General features: G+C 38.0%; 10 protein-coding genes. 1 reads left to right on the top strand and 9 read right to left on the bottom strand.

Going from position 1 to position 20,075, the window contains the following annotated elements; translation table 11 throughout:
- Positions 1-59: 59 nt before the first annotated feature.
- The 6 genes from H0185_RS22105 to H0185_RS22080 all read right to left on the bottom strand — a co-directional run bounded on the left by H0185_RS22105 (position 60) and on the right by H0185_RS22080 (position 10,290).
- Positions 60-749: a class D sortase gene (locus H0185_RS22105; protein WP_221875723.1), complete on the bottom strand. Its 690-nt coding sequence runs from the start codon at positions 747-749 to the stop codon at positions 60-62.
- A gap of 48 nt (positions 750-797) precedes the next feature.
- Positions 798-1,154, bottom strand: coding sequence for an LPXTG cell wall anchor domain-containing protein (locus tag H0185_RS22100; protein ID WP_221875672.1), 357 nt, complete (start codon positions 1,152-1,154; stop codon positions 798-800).
- Positions 1,155-1,792: 638 nt separating this feature from the next.
- Positions 1,793-3,040, bottom strand: a complete 1,248-nt coding sequence (dcm, locus tag H0185_RS22095) for a DNA (cytosine-5-)-methyltransferase (RefSeq protein ID WP_221875671.1) — start codon at positions 3,038-3,040, stop codon at positions 1,793-1,795.
- Positions 3,041-3,439: 399 nt separating this feature from the next.
- Positions 3,440-5,161, bottom strand: a complete 1,722-nt coding sequence (locus H0185_RS22090) for a UvrD-helicase domain-containing protein (protein ID WP_221875670.1) — start codon at positions 5,159-5,161, stop codon at positions 3,440-3,442.
- Entirely contained in the window at positions 5,106-7,778 is a 2,673-nt protein-coding gene (locus tag H0185_RS22085) for a PD-(D/E)XK nuclease family protein (RefSeq protein WP_221875669.1), read from the bottom strand. Before H0185_RS22085 ends, H0185_RS22090 begins: the two co-directional genes overlap by 56 nt.
- A 10-nt stretch (positions 7,779-7,788) precedes the next feature.
- Positions 7,789-10,290: a UvrD-helicase domain-containing protein gene (locus H0185_RS22080; protein WP_221875668.1), complete on the bottom strand. Its 2,502-nt coding sequence runs from the start codon at positions 10,288-10,290 to the stop codon at positions 7,789-7,791.
- A 265-nt stretch (positions 10,291-10,555) separates the two neighbouring features.
- Between H0185_RS22080 and H0185_RS22075 the strand changes: the two genes are divergently transcribed.
- Entirely contained in the window at positions 10,556-12,034 is a 1,479-nt protein-coding gene (locus H0185_RS22075; RefSeq protein ID WP_221875667.1) for a Sau3AI family type II restriction endonuclease, read from the top strand.
- Positions 12,035-12,589: 555 nt separating this feature from the next.
- On the opposite strand, the gene H0185_RS22070 is transcribed toward H0185_RS22075, so the two are convergent.
- The 3 genes from H0185_RS22070 to dptG form a co-directional block, all read right to left on the bottom strand.
- The gene (locus tag H0185_RS22070) at positions 12,590-13,012 is read right to left on the bottom strand and encodes a tyrosine-type recombinase/integrase (RefSeq protein ID WP_221875666.1); all 423 of its coding nucleotides are present in this window, start codon (positions 13,010-13,012) and stop codon (positions 12,590-12,592) included.
- Between the two features lie 408 nt (positions 13,013-13,420).
- Positions 13,421-18,718, bottom strand: coding sequence for a DNA phosphorothioation-dependent restriction protein DptH (gene dptH / locus H0185_RS22065; RefSeq protein WP_221875665.1), 5,298 nt, complete (start codon positions 18,716-18,718; stop codon positions 13,421-13,423).
- Complete coding sequence (dptG, locus tag H0185_RS22060; RefSeq protein ID WP_221875664.1) at positions 18,699-20,075, bottom strand: DNA phosphorothioation-dependent restriction protein DptG; 1,377 nt, start codon at positions 20,073-20,075, stop codon at positions 18,699-18,701. The genes dptH and dptG overlap by 20 nt, the downstream gene beginning before the upstream one ends.

Raw genomic sequence — 20,075 nt, 5'->3', positions numbered from 1 at the left:
TAACAAGGGACATCTATTGCCCCAATGAATAAACTCATAGTACTATGTATGATTTGTTTTTAGGTAGATTGGGATTTTTCTTCCTTGTCTATTAAGTCAGCTTGTATAATATATCGTTCCGTTGCATTGCCTACATAGTTAAATGGATAGCAGGTTGTGATCGTTAACATTGGCTTTTCTTTTTTGACAATGATTGATCGATCGTTCTCATCCGTTATCCATATCTTCGCAACCTGATAGGTGTAGACCTTGTCCTCATACTCTAACAGAAGGAAATCTTGTTCTTCAATTTCATCCATTCTATAAAAAACAGTATCTCTATGTCCGCTTAGGACCGTGTGTCCACCACCATTAGGGGCCGTTGTCCAATCACTGACAAACATACCTACTCCTTTTTTTAGCACCTGCTCCTCTGTCCCCCAACGAACAGAATACTTTTGTTCAATTTTCGGGACAATTAATAAAGCTACCTTTTCTCCAGTCTCATGATTTACTTCGGTACTGGCTATTTGTGCTTCTTTTTTTATTTCAAATCGAGAATTTGAAGGCAGCTCCTTTCTTTCAATTCCTATCTCCTTGTTTTGATTTGTCCATTGTTTTGTTGTCCTTGCTTCTTCATATTGTTTCACTTCTTCTTTAGTCATTTCCTCAGCTGCGGAACGCGCAATTTGCCATTCCACAAGATTTACCGCAGATATTAAAAAACCAATCAGAATGAAACAAAGACCCATGACTCTTTTCAAGTGAATCCCCCTAACATATAAAAGCGACAGGATTTTCTCCCGTCGCTCTACTGGTTATTCCATCCCTTTTTTACGTCTTATAGACATCAGAATACCTGCTGCAGCAATCCCACCACCTAAAACTACCATCGCAACATGATTAGAAGCAGTGTTCGGCAAAGTTGCTCCACCGGCATTTCTGTAGTAATCAATATCTGCTTGGGAGGCTTCACACGGTAGACCATCTCCATCCGCGTCTAAGCGATGTGGGTCATTGGTTGCACTATAGCCGTTCCCTACCCAAAACTCAGCAACTGCTCGTCCATCCCCGTTGAAGTCGCCACAATCGACATCTTCTTGTGCGAATGCAGGCGCTACGAATCCAGTTACCAATAACACACTGGATAACAGAACAAAAAACCATTTTTTCATTTTCAACAACTTCCTTTCTAAAATTAGTACACCGTTATTATGGCATGTTTCTATTTTATTATTCTCCCTTTTATTGACCCTTTTGTATCATTGAAATAACAAGCATCTTTTCTTCTATTAAATATCGGAGAACTCCAGGCAAAAAGCTTGGGACCTTTAAAACCTACCATTCTTCATTGCCTAGGTTTAATGATTTTCTTCTTTCAATTGTCTATTTATGATTTAAATAATTGTACACACACATCTCGGTTTCTTCCTCACTTTTCCTCATGCATTGATTCAGGACGTTCATTGCCTCATCGAAATTCTAGAACCCCTCACCGGTCCATTCATCACTATAAACCCACTCGTTATCATACGTTCCCCAAACACATTCCCAGAGGAAAAACAAGGTGACCAATTTAACCAAGTTGAAGAACCTAAAATTAAGAAAGAGCAATATTTAAATAAATAGTAGGCAACGCCAAAGTTTCTATTGCTCTAGTGTTCACAATTGCATATTTAATGAAAAGAAAGTTTATTTTGGGATAATGCCTAAGAATATTAGCTTTCATATCTCTTTAGGTAACACAGATCATTCTTCAACCTCAACAAAAAAAATCCACAACCAAAAAGGCTGAGGATTTTCTAGTGAATAATTAAAACAGACTCAATTGCTGCGGCTCTTCACTCACAGCTTTCTTATCTGCTTCTTCAATTTCAAGAATTCGTTGACCCATCCGCTCAATCAAACCAACTACTAAGGCATTTCCCATACAAAAATATCTCATTCGTTCGGACATTCCGGAGGTCCAATTATCGGGGAAGCCGTTGAGCCGCTCACATTCAACTGGCGTTAAAACTCGGATTTGTTTTGTTTCTGGATCTTCGATTACATGACTACTCCGATTGGTAGTTGCTTCACTGGTTAGCATAGTTCGACCAGGCTTGTCTAACGGTTCTGGGAACGCCATTCCACCTTCAGAAAAAATGTATTTATGTCCGCTCGCAGATGTCCGTTCAATCTTTTTAGGACCTTTTAAATACTTGAACTTCTCGATTGCACCTTTTGATAGATAATATTTCGCATCCACATTCGATTCGATAATTTCTCCCAATGTTGTGGGCTTTTCCTCTTTTGGAATGAGCTCTTCTGTGTATACTACGCCATTGCGCATTATTCCAGCGTTATTATAATTGGCTGAAAAATGGTCAGAAACAAAAACAAGGTCTGATGATAGTTCAAATTCACTTGGCTTATGTTTAGACAGTTCATCAGTAACTGGGAATGCCCCAGCAAAAAATCCTTCCTGTCTTAACATTCTTGAATGACCAATCATTTTACGAGTGTGAACATATGGACTATCATTTCGAACGGCAAATATAAACACTCTGCGTCGCCTTTGAGCAAAACCATATTCCGCAGCGTTAATAACCCGCCATTCTACCGAATATCCTGCTTCATTGAAACTAGCCAACATAATAGAAAAGTCTCTTCCTCGTTGTTTAGCAGGAGATTTTAATAGACGATCGACATTCTCCAGCAACAAGTACTTTGGTCTAATTTCTCTTGCAAGCCTCATAATTTCCCAAAATAGGACCCCTTTTTTACCTTGTATCCCTTTTTCCCCAGATAAACTTCGGGCAACAGAATAATCCTGACATGGAAATCCGCCCACAATTACTTCTGGATTTAAATCAATTAAATTCGATGCGTTAACTGTAGCTATATCTTCATTCGAGTGAATTCCTTTTCCCTCGAAGTTCCTCGCATAACAATCGAAGGCATCTTGTGCCTTCTTGGAAGGTTCCCATTGGTTCCCCCATACGACTTCAAAGCCTTTTGTCGCTTCTAGGCCCAGTCTAAATCCACCTACTCCAGCGAATAGTTCTATTACTTTTAACATAAACGTACATCCTTTCGGTATGGTTTATACCTAAGAAATAAGATAATATCGTAAAAATTCAACTGGTCATTAAACAACAACCAATAATAATAAAGACTTCTATAAATAAAGAAAACACTACTCCATACCTTAAGAGTTACATTAGACTATCTTATCACAAAAACTAGATAAATTCAGTTCCAATAAAAGTTTAAAATATTATAAAAAAGATCCTTCAGTTGGCATATATACAAAGAGTATAGTAGTATTTTACACTCTAAGTCATCTATCCTTATCTTCCATTATACCCAAACAGAAACATTTGTTCTATTCTTTTTTAAAAATATTTCAGGATAAAATAGAGCAAAGGAGAAAAGAAAAGGAACTTACCCTCTAACAGATAAGTCCCTCTTCCATTATTTATACCATCGTCTTCCGAAATCCCTTAGCCTCATAGTCACGTGGATTGAAATCCTTCACAAAGGAAGAAATCAACTCCTCTGGCTCTCTTTGTGTTGCAAAATAAAGAAAAACGGCTTGTTTTGTCCTAGTTAAAGAAACATAGAGAATTCTTTTTTCCTTTTCTTCAATCTCTCTTTTATCATCATCAAAGTCTCTTGAAGTGACGGTCTTTTTCTTTTTTAAGTTTTCAATTTCATCCCGATGTGGGTAAAAATCCTTATGAAAATCAATGATGAACACATAGTCAAACTCGAGACCTTTCGTTGTTTTCGCTTCTAGGAAAAACACTTCAGGACCTCTCTTCCTCTCCTCCGGTGGGCCATCGATTTTTTTAATGTATGTTTTAATAGAAAAGAATCGTCCAAGGAAAGTTCTCATATGTTGTTCTTGTTGTGTATTATGTTGACGATGAATGACAGCAAATGTTGCCTTTGGTACCCTTTCATGTATTTCCAAGATTTTGTTCCCAACGGCATTTAGCATTCTTGTGTGATCCGGAAACGCTTGAATAATCGGTTTATCCCCTTGTCTTGGGAAGTATTTCTCGTCATCATACTTAGAGTCCTCTTGGGACCGAGAGAACTGAAGGGAGTTCGCGAGTTTCATGATTTGGTAGGTCGATCTCCAGTTTCGCTTCAACACAACATTATTACCGCTTTGAACATTAATGCCTAGAGCACGATAGGAAAAAGGGCTACTTTTATAAATGCGTTGCCGCTCATCGCCACTTAACGTTAATGTTCCTTTATTTATATTGACCAGTACCCGCAATTGCATCGGCTGCAAATCTTGCACTTCATCAATAAAAATATGATCATACTTATCCTTATTTAAAATCAGATGCAGATTCTCCATCACTAGTAAGGCATAATCTTCACGGTCAATTCGATTATAAAAGTCCCTCTTCTGGTCCTCACGGTAATATTCAAACAACCTAAAAATCGTTCGTCGTTGCTTGACGGACACATTAGGGAGTTTCCCACGCCCGACGCGCTCACAATTCAAATAATCTTCTAGCGTAATAAAGCCATTCCCCTTCATCCAGGAAAACTCATCGTAAAGAAACGCTGTATTCCTTGTCCTTTTTATCGTATGAATGCTTGGCAGATTCTTAAACTCCTCTGTCTCTAGTAAATCCATTAACCGGAGCATCGTTCCTCGAACATTGTCTTCATTGCGGTTTAAGTTATAGTGACTCGTCTGGAAAAAACGTACTTTACGAATTGGTTTTAATAGATGATAAGCCAGCTCATGAAAAGTATAAAAATGAACGGTATGATGGTGACTCTTGAGCTGCTCATAATATTCAGACTGCTTAAAACGGTTTTCCGCATCTTTTACAAGCTCTTGGTTAAACGATACAAACAAAAACTTCTTTCCGAAATCCTCAGACATCTTTTGCATCATTCTTGTTAGGAGCGTAATACTTTTCCCACTCCCTGCCGTTCCTTTTACAAGCAGATGCGTGGAACTCATTTTCGCTACCTTTTCTTGCTCTTCACTTAATTCAATATTGCGAAGAAATTGAGCAGTCTGGTCGGAAATATCTGCCTCAATACTTGGAGGATTTTCGAGAGCATCAGACAGAATCGAAAAAGCATAATCAAACTTCTGTTTATTCGAGCTAGACTCCTGCTGCATCATGATCATCAAATCCCTTTTTTGAAATATCAACCGCATAATAAGCCTCTTCACAATAGGCCTCATGTGGACATAGTTTACAGAATTCTGACGGAGTGGCTTCAGCGAGCACACCCTTTTGGTTCGCCATTTGTTGGATCAATTCAGCTTTCTGCCTTCTGACTCCAGATTGAGGTGAAAAGGCACCTTGCCAACGTTCATTTTGAAATGCACCACGATGGGTCAGAAACTGAAAATACAGCATGCTTTCTGGATAATCAATTCCATTGTACTTACGCCGCTTGTCCAGCCCATATTTTCGCATTCCAGCGACATAGTCCTCATTCATATTCTGATCTACAATCGTCCTTAAACTAATTTCTGTCTGGTACGGGAACATCGTCTCAAGCATTTCGATAATCTCCGTTTTCGTTTTCCCGATTGACGCATAAATTTTCACCAAATTTCCAATTAAAAAACCTTGATGAAAATGGCTATGGAAACTAGAAAAGCCGTCCACCAGCGTGCTATAGGAAAACCGCTTTTTACAAATACTCATTTCCGCAAATTCTTCTTGCGGGAGGGTAGCTAGTCTTTTTTGTACGGTAGAAATCTCAACATCCTCTGGAGTAGCAGTCGGTTCGATGTACTGATACTGACCCGCACTTTCTTGCCCGTCATTTTTAAGATCCAAAACCTGAATATAGATTGAGGGATCAAGATTCTCATATTCATTCCAATTCTTTACCCATGATAAACGAATCTGTTGCTTAGAACATAACGCCACATAAAATAAATAGCGTGAAAAAGCTAAAGAATGACGTTTACGGAACACATACATATCAGCGGAATTGTTATGTAGGTTGGTAATCAATTCAAACGATAATGGCCAAGGCATCGGCGTTGAGGTTTCTGGGAAATGCTGTTCATCCATCCCGCATAAATGGAGTTCTTTCAGGTCCTCACGTAAAATGAGTCCATCGAGATCGGCCATTTTGAAGAGGTGGAGCTGTTTAGCATTGCCATTATCCTCTTCCGCTTTCTCTCCTTCTTCTCCGGGTTCACTAGGTGGAAAGTCAAGCGAACCTAATTCGTTTTGATTTGGATCCTCCAAGCCGGTTCTTAAAAAAACGATAATGGCGTCAGATAAATCGCCAACATGATAACGCTGATCATCATGAATAGGCTGTGTGAGCAACTCCTCTAGCTGATCAACAAGCTTTCGTTCCATTTCGTTTGCAAGGGAACTTTTCAGATTAGAATCTTCAAGAAGCTGTTGAATGCGCTGGAAATGAGTTTTAATTTGAATTCTTTCTTCTTTTATATCAACCAACCATTTGGCATTATCAACAAGCTTCTGCAAGAAGAACTGCATTTTTTTCAAAGCACGCATCGGCACAGAAAAGTACGAAAAGCGTAAAACAGGACTTACCCGAACAGCCTCCATAAAATCGTTTCTCTTCAAGCTATATTTTTTAAAAGCCTGAATGGAAGATCGCTTTGCATCCATCAATGTTTCAAATTGATTCAACCACTCATCCGCAGTTCGACAGTTTGAAAAGTAAGGAAGAACAGATTTTAGATGGGCCGTATAGTCCCGAGCATTTTCCCCCTCTGACTCCAACCATCCAGAAGCAAAGGATTCAAGCAGGATCTTATCAGTTAATAGATAATCTTGTTCGTCCTCATTCCATACAGAATGAAGGTGGAGGAGATATTGGCCAATTGGATAAGCAAGGAAATGACGCTCTTTTAAGAAAGAATTCGGCCGGAACTCACGAATCCGCTCCTTTAATTCGTCTCTGTTAGGAGAAACGTAGTGAACATCTTCTTTTATATCATCGACAAATTCAACCATATATTCATAAGGCTTTTCTGATATACCCTCCCGGTTAAGCGGTACGCCTGGATTCCCTTGAAAACGCGAGGCAAAATGAAGACCATTAAAAGCCTCTTCATCCCTCATCATCTTCCAATCTTCTTTTCTAGCCCAGCCATAGGTTTCAGAGAAATTTTCCTCGAGAAACGAAAAGACTGATGGATAATCACCATGATATAAATTCAGAAAAACAAGCTTGATGCCTAGTTCCTTCCACTTTGTAAATAGGTAATGCTGAACAGGTGAAATATAATAGAACCCATGAAGCACTACGGTATCGTTAACCATTGGGACTTCAGCTTTTTGAAACACTGCCCGAACCTGCTCCAGCGTCATAATCTTTCCTTTTGCTCTCGTCATATCATCTGCAAAATAAGGCAGTAACGTTTCCCAAACGTCACAAAACAGGTCTTCCTCGACCTTCGTGGTGTACGGCCGTAGATCGAACGGTGTTAACCCTATTTCGGTGAAATTTCGCATGGTAATCAATAAATTTAATTTATTTCGCTTGAAGGAACGAATCACCTTTGGGTGACGAGGATCGTTCCAGTTTCGTAAGATGTCAGAAAGCTGTGCATACTGAATAAATCGGTTCTCTGAAAGATTCCAATTCGGGTAAAATAGATCAACGATTTCTCCCGCTGAAGTGACATTTTTTAGACCAATGCCCTCTTTTACACCATACTTCAATGATTGTGTAGCACAGATTTGCGGACAGTTGATATATGGCTGGAACTCAGGTTTTTGCGCAAAGGTATAAGGATTTTCATAAGTTAAAACACTGACATTCCCACTCATATTCATCACCCTATCTAAATTGTGTCAGTAGTTTGGACCAGGTCCAATGAAATGCGTCATTTTTTAAATTGCGTATTAAAATCAAATTGTGTTTCGCTCGTGTCATCGCCACGTATAAAAGCCTGGTTTCCTCACGAATCGACTCTCGTTCATCATGAGAAGAAAGCTGAGTAAAGTATTGATTATGCCGGATTTCATAGCCTGGCTTTTGTATCGCCCACCCGGTCCTTTCCTTTTTATCATCAAAAATGATCTTACTAAAGGAAGTCGTAAACGGCCTTTCGGTAAATGGCAGAATTACCGTATGGTACTCTAGCCCTTTTGCCCGGTGGGCTGTTAAGATATGTACATGGTCCAGCCCGCCACTACTTTGTTCAGATTCTATTTCTTCTTCGTCACGGTTGGTAGCGATTTGAACATGCAGCCATTCCGCGATTTGGTTCAACGACAGGAAATCTTCAGAAAAGCGCTGGTGGAGCATTTCAAATAATTTTCCAACCGTAAGCTCATATCTGCGAGTTTCATCTTGCGCCTCTTTGATTAACTTATCCTCTGGGTATTCATCTCCGTAAGCTTCGCGAAGTTCATCTAATTTTCGAGAGTAAACCCAGTTATATGGCTTTCGATCCTGAATACAAGTGCGCAACACAGCTAATATAGGTTGAAAGCTTAATAGATGTTGATATTTTTCAAAGTCAAATGAAGTTGCACTTTTAAGCGTTTCAACCGTTTTGGTAGAATAACGTCCTGCTTCAAGCAGTTTCGGGAGCATGTACGTCTGCACCTGTCCATAGGGACCATCTAACAGATTGGCGATGTATTTGCCGTCATTCGGAAACAGGAGTGCTAGAACAAGAGAATGAAACTGCCGCACAGCCTTTGTAAGAAAGAATCCGCCTCCAACCTTAAGTTTTGTAGGTAATCCTTCCTTCGCACACCAAGTATTCACCATTCTTGCCTCATCAATGGTTCGTGTTAACACAGCTAGCTGCTCAGGCTCATCTCCAGGTTTTAAGGAAGCATTGAGTTTTTGAATGCCTTTAAAGCGCTCTTTGATAAAAGGCATAATATTGTTTTTCATATTTTCCTTTGTATCTTCGCGCTTATTTAATAGAACTAAAGGCTCTTCTTCCTGCCCATGTTTCATGCCTTCCAAACGGTCTTTCTCCCCATGATATTGAAGGAACTCTTCCTCCCCCCACCAGGTAAAAAAGGAATCCATTTGGTTTAATAATTCTACTGTGGTACGATAGTTTTTATTTAAATAATAATCTTCATCATTGATTGATATCCCGCGCAAGCTTAGGGCTTCCTTTAATAGATCAAAGGCCGTATGATTCGCTCCCCTAAATCGGTAGATGGATTGCTTTGTATCTCCAACAACCAAAAGATTGGATGAAAAGGCCTCTTGTATGGTTGCAATCAGGCGAATCTGAACATCATCACTATCCTGAAACTCATCCACAAATAAATAAGATATTTTCGTGGATAATGATTTAAAAGCTTCTGCTCCATAATTTTTTCTAATCAGATCAATCTGTCGTGTTAGGTCATTCATCATGACCGCATTTTGAATTTCTTTTTCAGAAGTAAACCGTTCCTCGACTTTTTGAATCACGGTTTGTATCAAATCATTCAATCGTTCATGACCAGGTGAAGCCTGACCAAAATCCACGTTCTTTATTTCTTCCGAAGAAAACCCTTTTTGCTCGAACTTTTCCCAGAAATCATAGATGGTATCGATGAGCTCGTAAAATCTTAATGGGCTCATCATCGCCTCAATAGTTAAATCCTTTTTCGCTAGCTCTGCTTCGAAATAATCATTTAATTCTTCCTCAATCCACTTTTTCTTTTCGGTCTTAAAACTACGAAGCTGAAGGTTCAATCCAAATCCTCGAAGGGAACCTAGTTCTTTTAACAATGCTTTCGAAAAAGAGTGGATGGTCGTAATGGTCATTTCGTTTAGTTGTTCAAGCAAGGACAGGAATACTGTCGCCCCTGTTGCCTTTGAACGCAAAAGCATTTGCTCTCTCAACTTTTTCAACATGTTTTGAGCCGCATCTCTTGTAAAGGTGATCATCACAATTTCCGATGGTTTCACTTTTGCTTTTAATAATAGATAAAGGACGCGGTCGACCATCACCGTTGTTTTTCCTGTCCCCGCTCCAGCTTTAACCATGATATTTTCATCAAAAGGAGCATGCTCAATTTTATATTGTTCGATATTAAATTTCGGAAAAGCGGTTACAATTCGATTCAACTCTTCAGATGGTTTTCCATCCGCAATCACGATTTTTTCCACTATCGGGGAGTCTGCAATCATTAGGTGAAACAACTTCGCCTTTTTAAAGGCATGTAATTCTTCTTCTGGTACTGATAAGTGAAGTTCCCGATTCGTAAACAAAAGAACTTTGATGCCCTGCTTGAGCAAACGGTACAGCAAGTCCTGTTCCCGTTCAATTTCGTAGGAATCGGCAAACATCACATACGAGTATTCAATCTGTTGATCCAAGATGAATCCCCTCTCTAAAAAAACTGTCGAAATAGCACATATTTCCATTATAATATACCTTTTTGGTTAAGCCTAGGATTATGCTGTGGATTTGGGGAAGTGAGGTTGTAACGGCAAAGCTACTTTGATGGCATGATTGAATAGTCAAGAAATCTACTATTTTCTGAGTTTGGAAATTATGGTAATATTTAGGTATTACAAATTCCTATTAAATTGTAAAAATTTTGAATGTAATGCATTGAAAACACCGAATGGAGTGAACAAAATGTCGGAAAGCTTCACCCCATATGATGAAACTGACCCCTTAAGCATTGAACAATATGGTCAACGACTCATCGGGAAAACGTTTATGGATGTTATCCAGGAAGCCAATTTAAGTTACGATACCAAAACAGAAATCATTGACAAATATGGGAATCCGAGACGAAAAGGTGGACTAGGGAATCTTCTTGAAGAGATTTATTTTGGCTATAAAGCCAATAGTGATCAACAAGCAGATTTTTTTGAAGCCGGGGTTGAATTGAAGGCGACTCCATATGAAAGGTTAAAAAGCGGCAAAATCCGTGCCGGTGAGCGCTTAGTTATTACGATGATTGGCTATGACCAACCAATCGAGATAGACTTCTCTACTTCTCATGTCCTTGATAAAATTAACATTATCCTGCTAGTGTATTATCTTCGTAATAAAGAGTTAGAGAAAAATTTGTACTACCCGATTGATTATGTAAAGCTATTTTCCCCGCCAAAAGAAGATATGAGAATAATAAAAGAGGATTACGAAAAAATCGTAAGCAAAATTCAAAACGGCCAAGCCCATGAACTATCTGAGGGAGATACGATGTACCTGGGCGCCTGTACAAAAGGCTCAACTGCCCTGAAAAGCACCGTACCACAATATTATGCACCAGATATCCCTGCACGAAAACGAGCGTTTTGCTTCAAGAACTCCTACATGACCTATGTTCTAAACAAGTATATTGTTCAAGATGTTGATACATATGAGCCGATTATTAGGGACGTATCTGAACTGGAACACACAACCTTTGAGCAGCTTATAATCTCAAAAATCAACGCTTATGTAGGACAGACCGACAAAGAACTATGTGAAATATTCGAACGAGATTACAATAATAATAAATCGCAATGGATTGATTTAGCCTATAGAATGCTCGGGATAAAATCGAATAGAGCACAAGAATTTATAAAGGCAAATATTGTCGTCAAAGCCATTCGCTTGGAGAAGAATGGTACAATGCGTGAAAGCAGTCCCTTACCTCCAATGAAACTCATGGAGTTTGTAAATGAAGACTGGGAAGATTCCACCCTATATTCTTATTTCGAAGAAACAAGATTTTTATTTGTAGTATTCAAAAAAGACGGTGACTTTTACAAACTGAAAGGCTGTCAGCTCTGGAACATGCCTCGAACCGACCTTGATGAAGTGGTAAAGGATGGCTGGGAGAAGATTCGTACCGTTGTACAGAATGGCATTAAGCTCACTAAAAAAGAAACAGCAAGTGGGGTCATCATCAAAAATAACTTACCTGGTAAAAGAGAGAACCCCATTATTCATATTCGTCCTCATAGCCAGAAACGCTTTTACATCCTCGAGAATGGAGAAAAGATTGGGGATGGATCCTATGCAGATGCAGAGCAACTCCAAGATGGTCGCTGGATGCAAAAACAGAGTTTTTGGATGAATAATAGTTATGTTTTGAGTCAGTTGGATGAGGGGTTGGAATAGACGTAGCATTCAAATGTTTAATGTGAAAGAATCTAAGAAAAGAGCCTCTAGTAAATTAGAGGCTCTTTCTATTAAATCTTATGTTTCATAGAAACTATCCTGGAAAATCTGGTTCAGGCGTAATCTCCATCGTGTTCTTGAATAAAAAACTGCATTGGCATATCAATTTCAGGATTTTCATCTATTAACTGTTTCAATAAACCAGACCAAGTAGGCGCGTTAATGTATCTTTGAGAGAAACCAGAACCAATAAATAATATCGGTCTACTATTCATATTGACAATGAATTGCTTCAGTTATTCTAATAATTATCTAAATATGAATCGTAATTTGACATTTCTCCATCCCCTTGACATTTTGATATAATAATGTAATTTTACCACTATTTACCCATTGACACTACAAATACTGGAAGGGAATTACATACTATTGTCGAATCACATGAATTAGATTTAAAAGTTTTTTGTAGCTATTCCTTCAAAAAGTTGTCGAAAGGAATAAAATGAAACTTGTCGAATTTCCTCTCATTAAGGAAGTGAATTTATGGCAACAAAACTAATAACTGTTCCAAGGGCGCAAGCAGAGATAAAAAGGCTTCAACAGTACATAAAAATGATGACCTAATAGGCGTTGTAGCTTAAATGAATCCCCACCACTAGTAATATAGTATTTTGCAAAGGTATGCCTAAAAGCGTGAATTGAAGTCTTCTCTACTTCTCTATTTTTGTTATATCGTGCAATTGTATGCTGAACAGAATTTCTTGTCATCTGTTCTCCTAATTCATTAATGAACAAGAAATCATCCTTTTCAAATTGATACATTCTGAAGTATTCTTTTAAAGTTTTAACTAAATGTTCGCTAATCGGACTAAACTGTGTTTTTCTATTTTTGGTTGTCGTTAAAACAACTATTCCATTTTCCAAATCAATACCAGCTACTTTTATGTTGAGAATGGTATTGACCGTGTTTTCTAACATAAAGGTGATTCCAAGTCCACTTAAGTCAGATAACTCCCTATATGCTTGTTGCCTTGTCCCGTCCAAGGGTCTTAATATACCCTAATAATAAATAGTATTTCAGACTGTTTATTTCCAAAAGGAACTCCACTCAAGTGTTAAGTTCCTTTTTCAGCACTTAAAAGCCCGATACAATTTAAGTTGTATCGGGCTTTTAAATATTTTTAGACAAGGAATAAATATCCAAGTAATCAAACAAATGTTGCTTTCTTATTACTAGATAGAACTATTCGTACCTTTTCCTAACGCGATTGCTCTTTAACTGTATGGCTCTGCTCTTTTATTTTCGATACCGGTTTTATGGTTGAACTAACCCTTTGAATAACATTATGGTTTATGTCATGTAAAAGAAAATTTTTGCTGAATTACCTACCTAATATTCATAGCCGGCACTTTTACAATGTGATACGAAGGATTACCCAATTTCTGATCTGCTTGTTTAAACTGTCCTAGCACGAGACATTGCCCCTTCTGCAACATACGTAATTCCTCTGGTGTCGCATTGCCAATCCTACTAGCTAGTACACGGACTTCACTTTCTGCTGGATTGAAGTATACCTTAGTTCCTGCATTATCAAGAATAGAAAGCTCCTCCTTAGAGAAGTTATTAAAGGTTTGTGTTGCAAACCATGCAGACCATCCAAACTTACGTCCTTCGCGTAGGATTTTGGCAGATGGTGAGCCATCAGAGAAATCGAGGTTTTGTGCTTCATCCAAGATTACGGGTATCGGCTTATCTTTCGTTCCATTTTGCGTGTAATACCATAGATCCCAAAGAATAAATTCAGCCATAAGACGTTTGATTTCATCCTGGTCATACCCAGCCAGCTGAACAATTGTAATGTTTCCACCTGGAGCAAAGTATTCATCCCATTGATTTTTAGATTCATAGTCAAATGGATCAATATCAACGAATTGGACAATTCTAGTAGTGATCGATGATAGCACAGAATTGGAGTAGGAGTCCAATTCTTCTAAAATTTCAAGCAGATGCTCCATTTTCATTTTGTCATCGTATATTTCTATGCCACGCTTTACAGCCTCGTAAAGGGCACTTTTTTGCTGCGAACCAAAACCATTATAGACAGATGAAAAGACATCCACAACCCGACGAGCAACTTCCGTCGGCTTTTCTTTTCCGACTACTCCTGCAACTTCCTTCTTACGACGAAGGAATGGATTAAGCGGGAAACCTTCATGATACACAATTCGTTCCCTTAACTTTTCGCCCATGTCCGCTAAAAAGACTTGATCTAACTGTGTTCTCGTATAACTACTGGAGTAATCAATGACTACTGCAGATTGGTTTGACCTTGATAAATCTCGTAGTAGTGACTGAATAAAATAAGTTTTCCCTTGTCCAGAACGTCCTCCAATGATAAGATGTCGATTCGATAATCCTGAATGATCAAATTCCCAGAAGATATCTTGATTGTTTTCTAACCCTATTAGTGGCCGTACACTATTCTTTACATTTACTAGCTTTTTAGCAGTATTTAAGGTTTCTCCTGTTCCATCAAATTGATTTTGAACCTCTACTCGAGTTTGTACATTACTTGCGGCTTTCTCACATTCTATAGTTAGAGGTTTCTCATCACCTTCAGTTTGTTTCTCTCCACATCCAGCAAAATCAGCTGTCCGTTCATCTCCTGAAGTTTGGTCACTTTTCGTTCCAACTTTACTTACCTTAATATTTTCACTTTCACCATCTTTATACCCATAGGAACCATCAGCAGCAATGTCATCTGACCCATCCATACCACTTTGAGTAGTATAAATTTTCTCAGGCTGTTTTTTATAATTCTGAGCCAACTCATTCATGGGTTTTGCTATCGTATCATACCCGCTTTGTTCTGGAAACTCTAGTACAATAACACCTTTACGTCGTTCTTTTACCTGTAACCTTGCACCCTTTTTAAACGAAATAACAAGACCATGTCCATGATTGGCACGCAGAGTATTTACAATTTCAAATTCATCATTCAACAATTGATTAATAACGTCTGGAGTAAGAGTATAATTCTTTTCAGGCCATACTTTGTTATATTTCATTTTTGACGCATTGTTAATGAAAAGTCTTGTAAAAAAGTTCCGTAGAAAACGAGCATCAAACGTATCATGTTCAATTAATTGTTCGTTTAAACGATCCTTTAATTCTTTTACCTGACTAATCCCCTTCTCAATCACACTCGAATCATTTAGGCCAATTTTTACTTCTACAGGATACATATGAATTTTCAATCCATCTTTAGCTTTCTCTAACCCCATCATTAATAGGTCATCACTGCAGTTTCCACGTTTCCCAATTGTTTTTCCTGAGAAAAGTCCAGCCTTTTTGCTTAGTTTGACACTACCAGCAACCCGCACAATTTCTTCCATTGAAACAGGAACCCAAAGTACGTCTGGGTTATCAAAATGTAGTAGCGCCTGTTTAATAGCAGAAACAACACTCATTTTTTCACGTTTATCATGAGCACGTCCCTGCACAGCACGAAGAAGCCACTCTCCATTAAACGTATTAAATAATCGAATAACATCTTCAATGTTCTCGTCACTTACTGTTACTTGTTGAGACTTCAAGAAGTCATGAATTACATTAAAGTATTGATTTGATTTATCAGTTACTGTAATAGCGTCATAATGATTAGAAGATGAATGCTGATCACTGTAATGAACAATCACAAGATTATCTGACGACTCTTGAAAATACTTTAAATCTAGGACAGGGTCAATAAAGGTCAACCAGTGAGATTGACTATAGAGTGAAGAGAGATATTCCTCATCCTCTCCACTTAAATGCATGGCAAAGGCAATTCCTTTTGTATATGGATTTTGGCCTTTATCAGTCATATTTGCGGCTAGTTCGTTAATTTTTATAGCAAACCTTGCTAATAAGGAATGCTTGACATTACTGTCGTCACCAGTTCCAAAGCCTACTCGATATCCGCCATTCTCACTTTTCGATGAGGTAACAGTTGTAAATAATCCATTTAGATTTATGCTAGTAGGTGCATCCTTAACTAACTGCTTAACCACTTGCTCTTCTGTTTTCATTTTATAAAAGGTAATATGGCTGTATTGCACTTTTTCAGAGATATGGCGTTTCGAATAATGCAACACCTGCTGAATGGACCGTAATACATCTTCTGCTAAATAATCACCCATCGACAATTTAATGCCAAGTCGATTAGCAATTTCATCAGCATTCCCCATATTATTGAGTTCATCAAACGCACTATACCCATCCATATCTTGTCGATAAGCAACAACTTCAATTGGTCGTAATTCGGATAAACTATTTGTGTCCTTAATTTGCTTTTTCAACCAATTTACGATACCACGTAACACTTCTTTATCATTCGGGATATTAATGACATTTAATAGAATGGCAGCTTTCGAATCTAGAGAAAATAGGTAATCATAATGGTCACAAAACTGGTCAAGCTTTTCCTCAACAACTTTAGCCAAATACGTATTTGTTTCTCCCACAGTCACTTCTTCACTTGGTAAGAATGCATGCCATTCAGGTAGTCGACTATCAGTCGTTGGTTTAAACAATTTCCCTTCATATGAAATTAAATAAGGGAGAGTATAAACTGCATAGAGCCTATTCAGGATATTGGGATCAATGGCTTCCCCTTTGCTCTCATTAGTAATCTGCAATTGATAAGCAACATTTAGAGGTGAGAAAGGTGTCATATAGATGACACCTTCATCCCTTGCAGTCCCTAAATGAAATAAAACTCTCTCCTCATTCGTCATAATCTGTTGATCATGAATGTTCTCAATCGCATCTATATACGCTTTTACATAGGCTTCTGCTTTTTCCCGTATCGTATCCGTATAATAAAGTAAAGAAGGAATCGTTCCTGATTGTTCAATCGATTCTAAGAATGCATCATATGCTTTTTCAACCGCTTCCGGTAATACTACCTGCTCAGGGAATAACTTATTAAATTTAATGGATGCCTGTCGAACCCGGGTTCTTATCCAGGCAAATTCCATGACTAAAAACGGACGATCCTCTGCAAACGTTGTATATGGTAGATTATCTATCTCAACTCGTTTCGCCTCCTGATCTGTAAAAAAAGAGCTCTGGATACTCCGTTTCTTTTCCCATAGCCCCCTTCCATTTATAGGTATGGTTTTTAGAACCTCGTCGGCGACCTCGATTGGGATTTCAAATCGTGGAGTGACAATTGTAAAGCGAATGTTTTTTTCATCTTCTTCTAACAATCCAGGTGTGGCTTGGATTGTTGCACCATTTTCGATTGAAATTGATTGCCCCTGTTCCTTTAAATCGACATCCTTGGTTCCATCACCAAACACTAAACGTTGGTTATCCAATGTAAAATGTAACGCTCTTTTTGCTTTAGAGGTAGCGACTACCTGAAAGGATGTTCGAAACGATTCAAAGAATGCAGCGTCACTTGCTAGGACAACAAACGTAAAGGTGTAATTCCCATTTGTTGCATTTTCATGCTTATAGACAACTCTTCCGAAGGTTGCCCCATCTTGCTCAAGTGTTAACTCGGCGATTAAAGTATGACCACTTGTTCTCGCAACCTTTTTACTAGTGGAATTTAAAAACTCTTTCCTGACATGTCGATCAAATGGTAAGGTAATCTCAATTTTTTCTCCTTCCTTATAGGTAGGGTGAAAAATAAGAAGGCTCCAATTCCTTCTTCCTGCAGCTGTATCTGATTTAGGTCGTTTCCAATAAGACAATGATTGCGAATCCACACTTACTTTAACTTTTTCAGGATAAAACTCGATAGCGCGCTTAGACTTTGTTGCTTCCTTCCAATCCTCGATATCTGAAAAGTCGACGGTAAACCAATCTTCTCTGTTAAGCTTTGTTCCACCTTTGTCATAGGCTTCTTCTAGCTTTTCTTTTGGATTACCAAGTGAGCGGATTCTTTCAATTTCCTCATGTTCGCTATTATTTTCTGTTAGTTTTTTGTCAATTTTCTTCTCTAATTGATTCCACTTAGCTGAACCAATTGAATGGACTTCCTGTTCCCTTACAAGATCCTCGAGACCTGAATCATGAAAATATTGAAGTGAAAGATAATCCTCGTGTTCAAGTGTCCCTTTATTGACAAGGGCTAACACATCCTCAAAATCAAGAAAGGAAGAAATTTCTAATTGATGTTCCGACTCTCTTCTATTTAAATAATGACTAGCAATTTTTCGTTCAATTGCATCTAGATCACTTTCTAACAATAACTGATCAAGATTTCCTGCGATATTACTAACATGCAGTGGTAAACCTTCTCCTGTTAAATCTCGACTGCCTCCACGGATTGAATCATTCAAAGTATTACAAAGAAGTATTAACGAGGTATTTTCCCAATCTCCCTTTTGTTCACTCATTTCGTTCCGTAGTGTTACAAGAAAGTCAATATTGGTGTTGTTTGTTGTTGCTATAACATATTTTATTTTTCCAATTTGGAGAGCGTAGGTTTCATACGACTTAGATCCTTCCTTGTGACGATAATGAAAGGGTACCTTATTCTTATGACTACCAATGGCTTGATATAGACTTGAAATAACTTCTTCTGTCGGTAAATATAAGAAATAACGATCTGTTTTATTCCTTATGGCTTCTTCTTCGAAAAAAGAAACCAGCTGGTCACCGATATAGTTATAAAATGTATTTAACATATTGTGCGTCCCCACTATCACTTTTCTTTTCCATATAATTCAATTTATCAAGTACCTTCACAACTTCCTCTTTTGAATGGTGATCAAGCCATACACCACGATTTTCAATTTCTTGCCATAATTGTTTTAATTCAATTCGTTTATCTGTAATGGATACTGCCACCAGCATTAACAGATGCTCTTGTGTCAAGGCTAGAATGGTCCCAAGTGACCCACCATGCTTCCGGAAAAACTTTGAAACAATCGCTTGAAATGCTTTGGTATACCTGGAGTTGATTTCAGTTGAAATTCCTTTTTTCACTGCATGTATCAAATCGTCAAACGCCATCTCTAAAGTTTTCTCTTCGGAATATTCAGCCACATCAATATTTGTTTTCTCCTTGTACACTTCCTTCAGCCACTTGTAAATCGATTGAATATAGTCTCGTTCTGCTTCTTGCCCAGCTTCCTTCAGTTGGCGATAGATATCATGATAAAATTGGTTGCTCTCATTCGAGAATGTATTCATTCCTAAAATGTTTAACGCATGCTCATGCGCAAAAAATCCGTCCATCTCACCCATCAGCATTTTATTCCCATGTTTATAACTGTCTCGCCACTTTGAAGCTTTTTCCCATTGTAAAATGTAATAGACAGGTATCAGCTCATCCTGACTAAAACGCGTCACTTTATTCGTTTGAAGAATAATTTGTGACAGAGCAACAAATGTATAATGAACAAATAACAAAGATATATGATTAACTAGAAAACTAGGATTCTTTGACAAGTTCTCCAAGTCATTTAGGAACTGTTCCTTAAGTTGAGGAAAGAGACTACCATACCTTTCAATACTTTTATTTTTTGATTCTGGAGTTTCTGAAATTAGGTCCATAATCTCTGATAATAAATTTGCATCTTCTTGATTTTGTAAAATGTCCCGCACACGCTCTTCTTCATTTCGGATAAAGGTATCAAAAAAGAAATGAATTAAATCGATTTCTCCCTTTTGCTCATCCGCATTCTCTGTCAACGGTATTCGTTCTAATTGATTAAGATTTGTGATTTTTCCTAAGTGCAGTTCTTTTATTTGTTCCTTTAAATAATTTTCAAAAAAGGTTTTGGCCGCTTCATCAGCAAATTTTCCACTTGCAAGAATAACCTCTATACTCTCATTGCTTATATCAAGAAGTACATTTTTTCCATACACTTTTCTAATGACCCCACCAGTAATGGAAGAAAAGCCTTGCTCGAATTTCGCACGTTCTGGTTCCCTTGTTGGAAGTGGTAATACACTTGTAACCAACCGTCTTCTAAAAGTATACTTCCCACTTTTTTCTATAAATTTAGTAATCTTATCAACATCTAATTGATACACCAT

Source organism: Mesobacillus maritimus (genome assembly GCF_019749255.1).
Taxonomy (GTDB): domain Bacteria; phylum Bacillota; class Bacilli; order Bacillales; family Cytobacillaceae; genus Mesobacillus_B; species Mesobacillus_B maritimus_A.
This window is presented reverse-complemented; position numbering and strand designations above follow the sequence as displayed.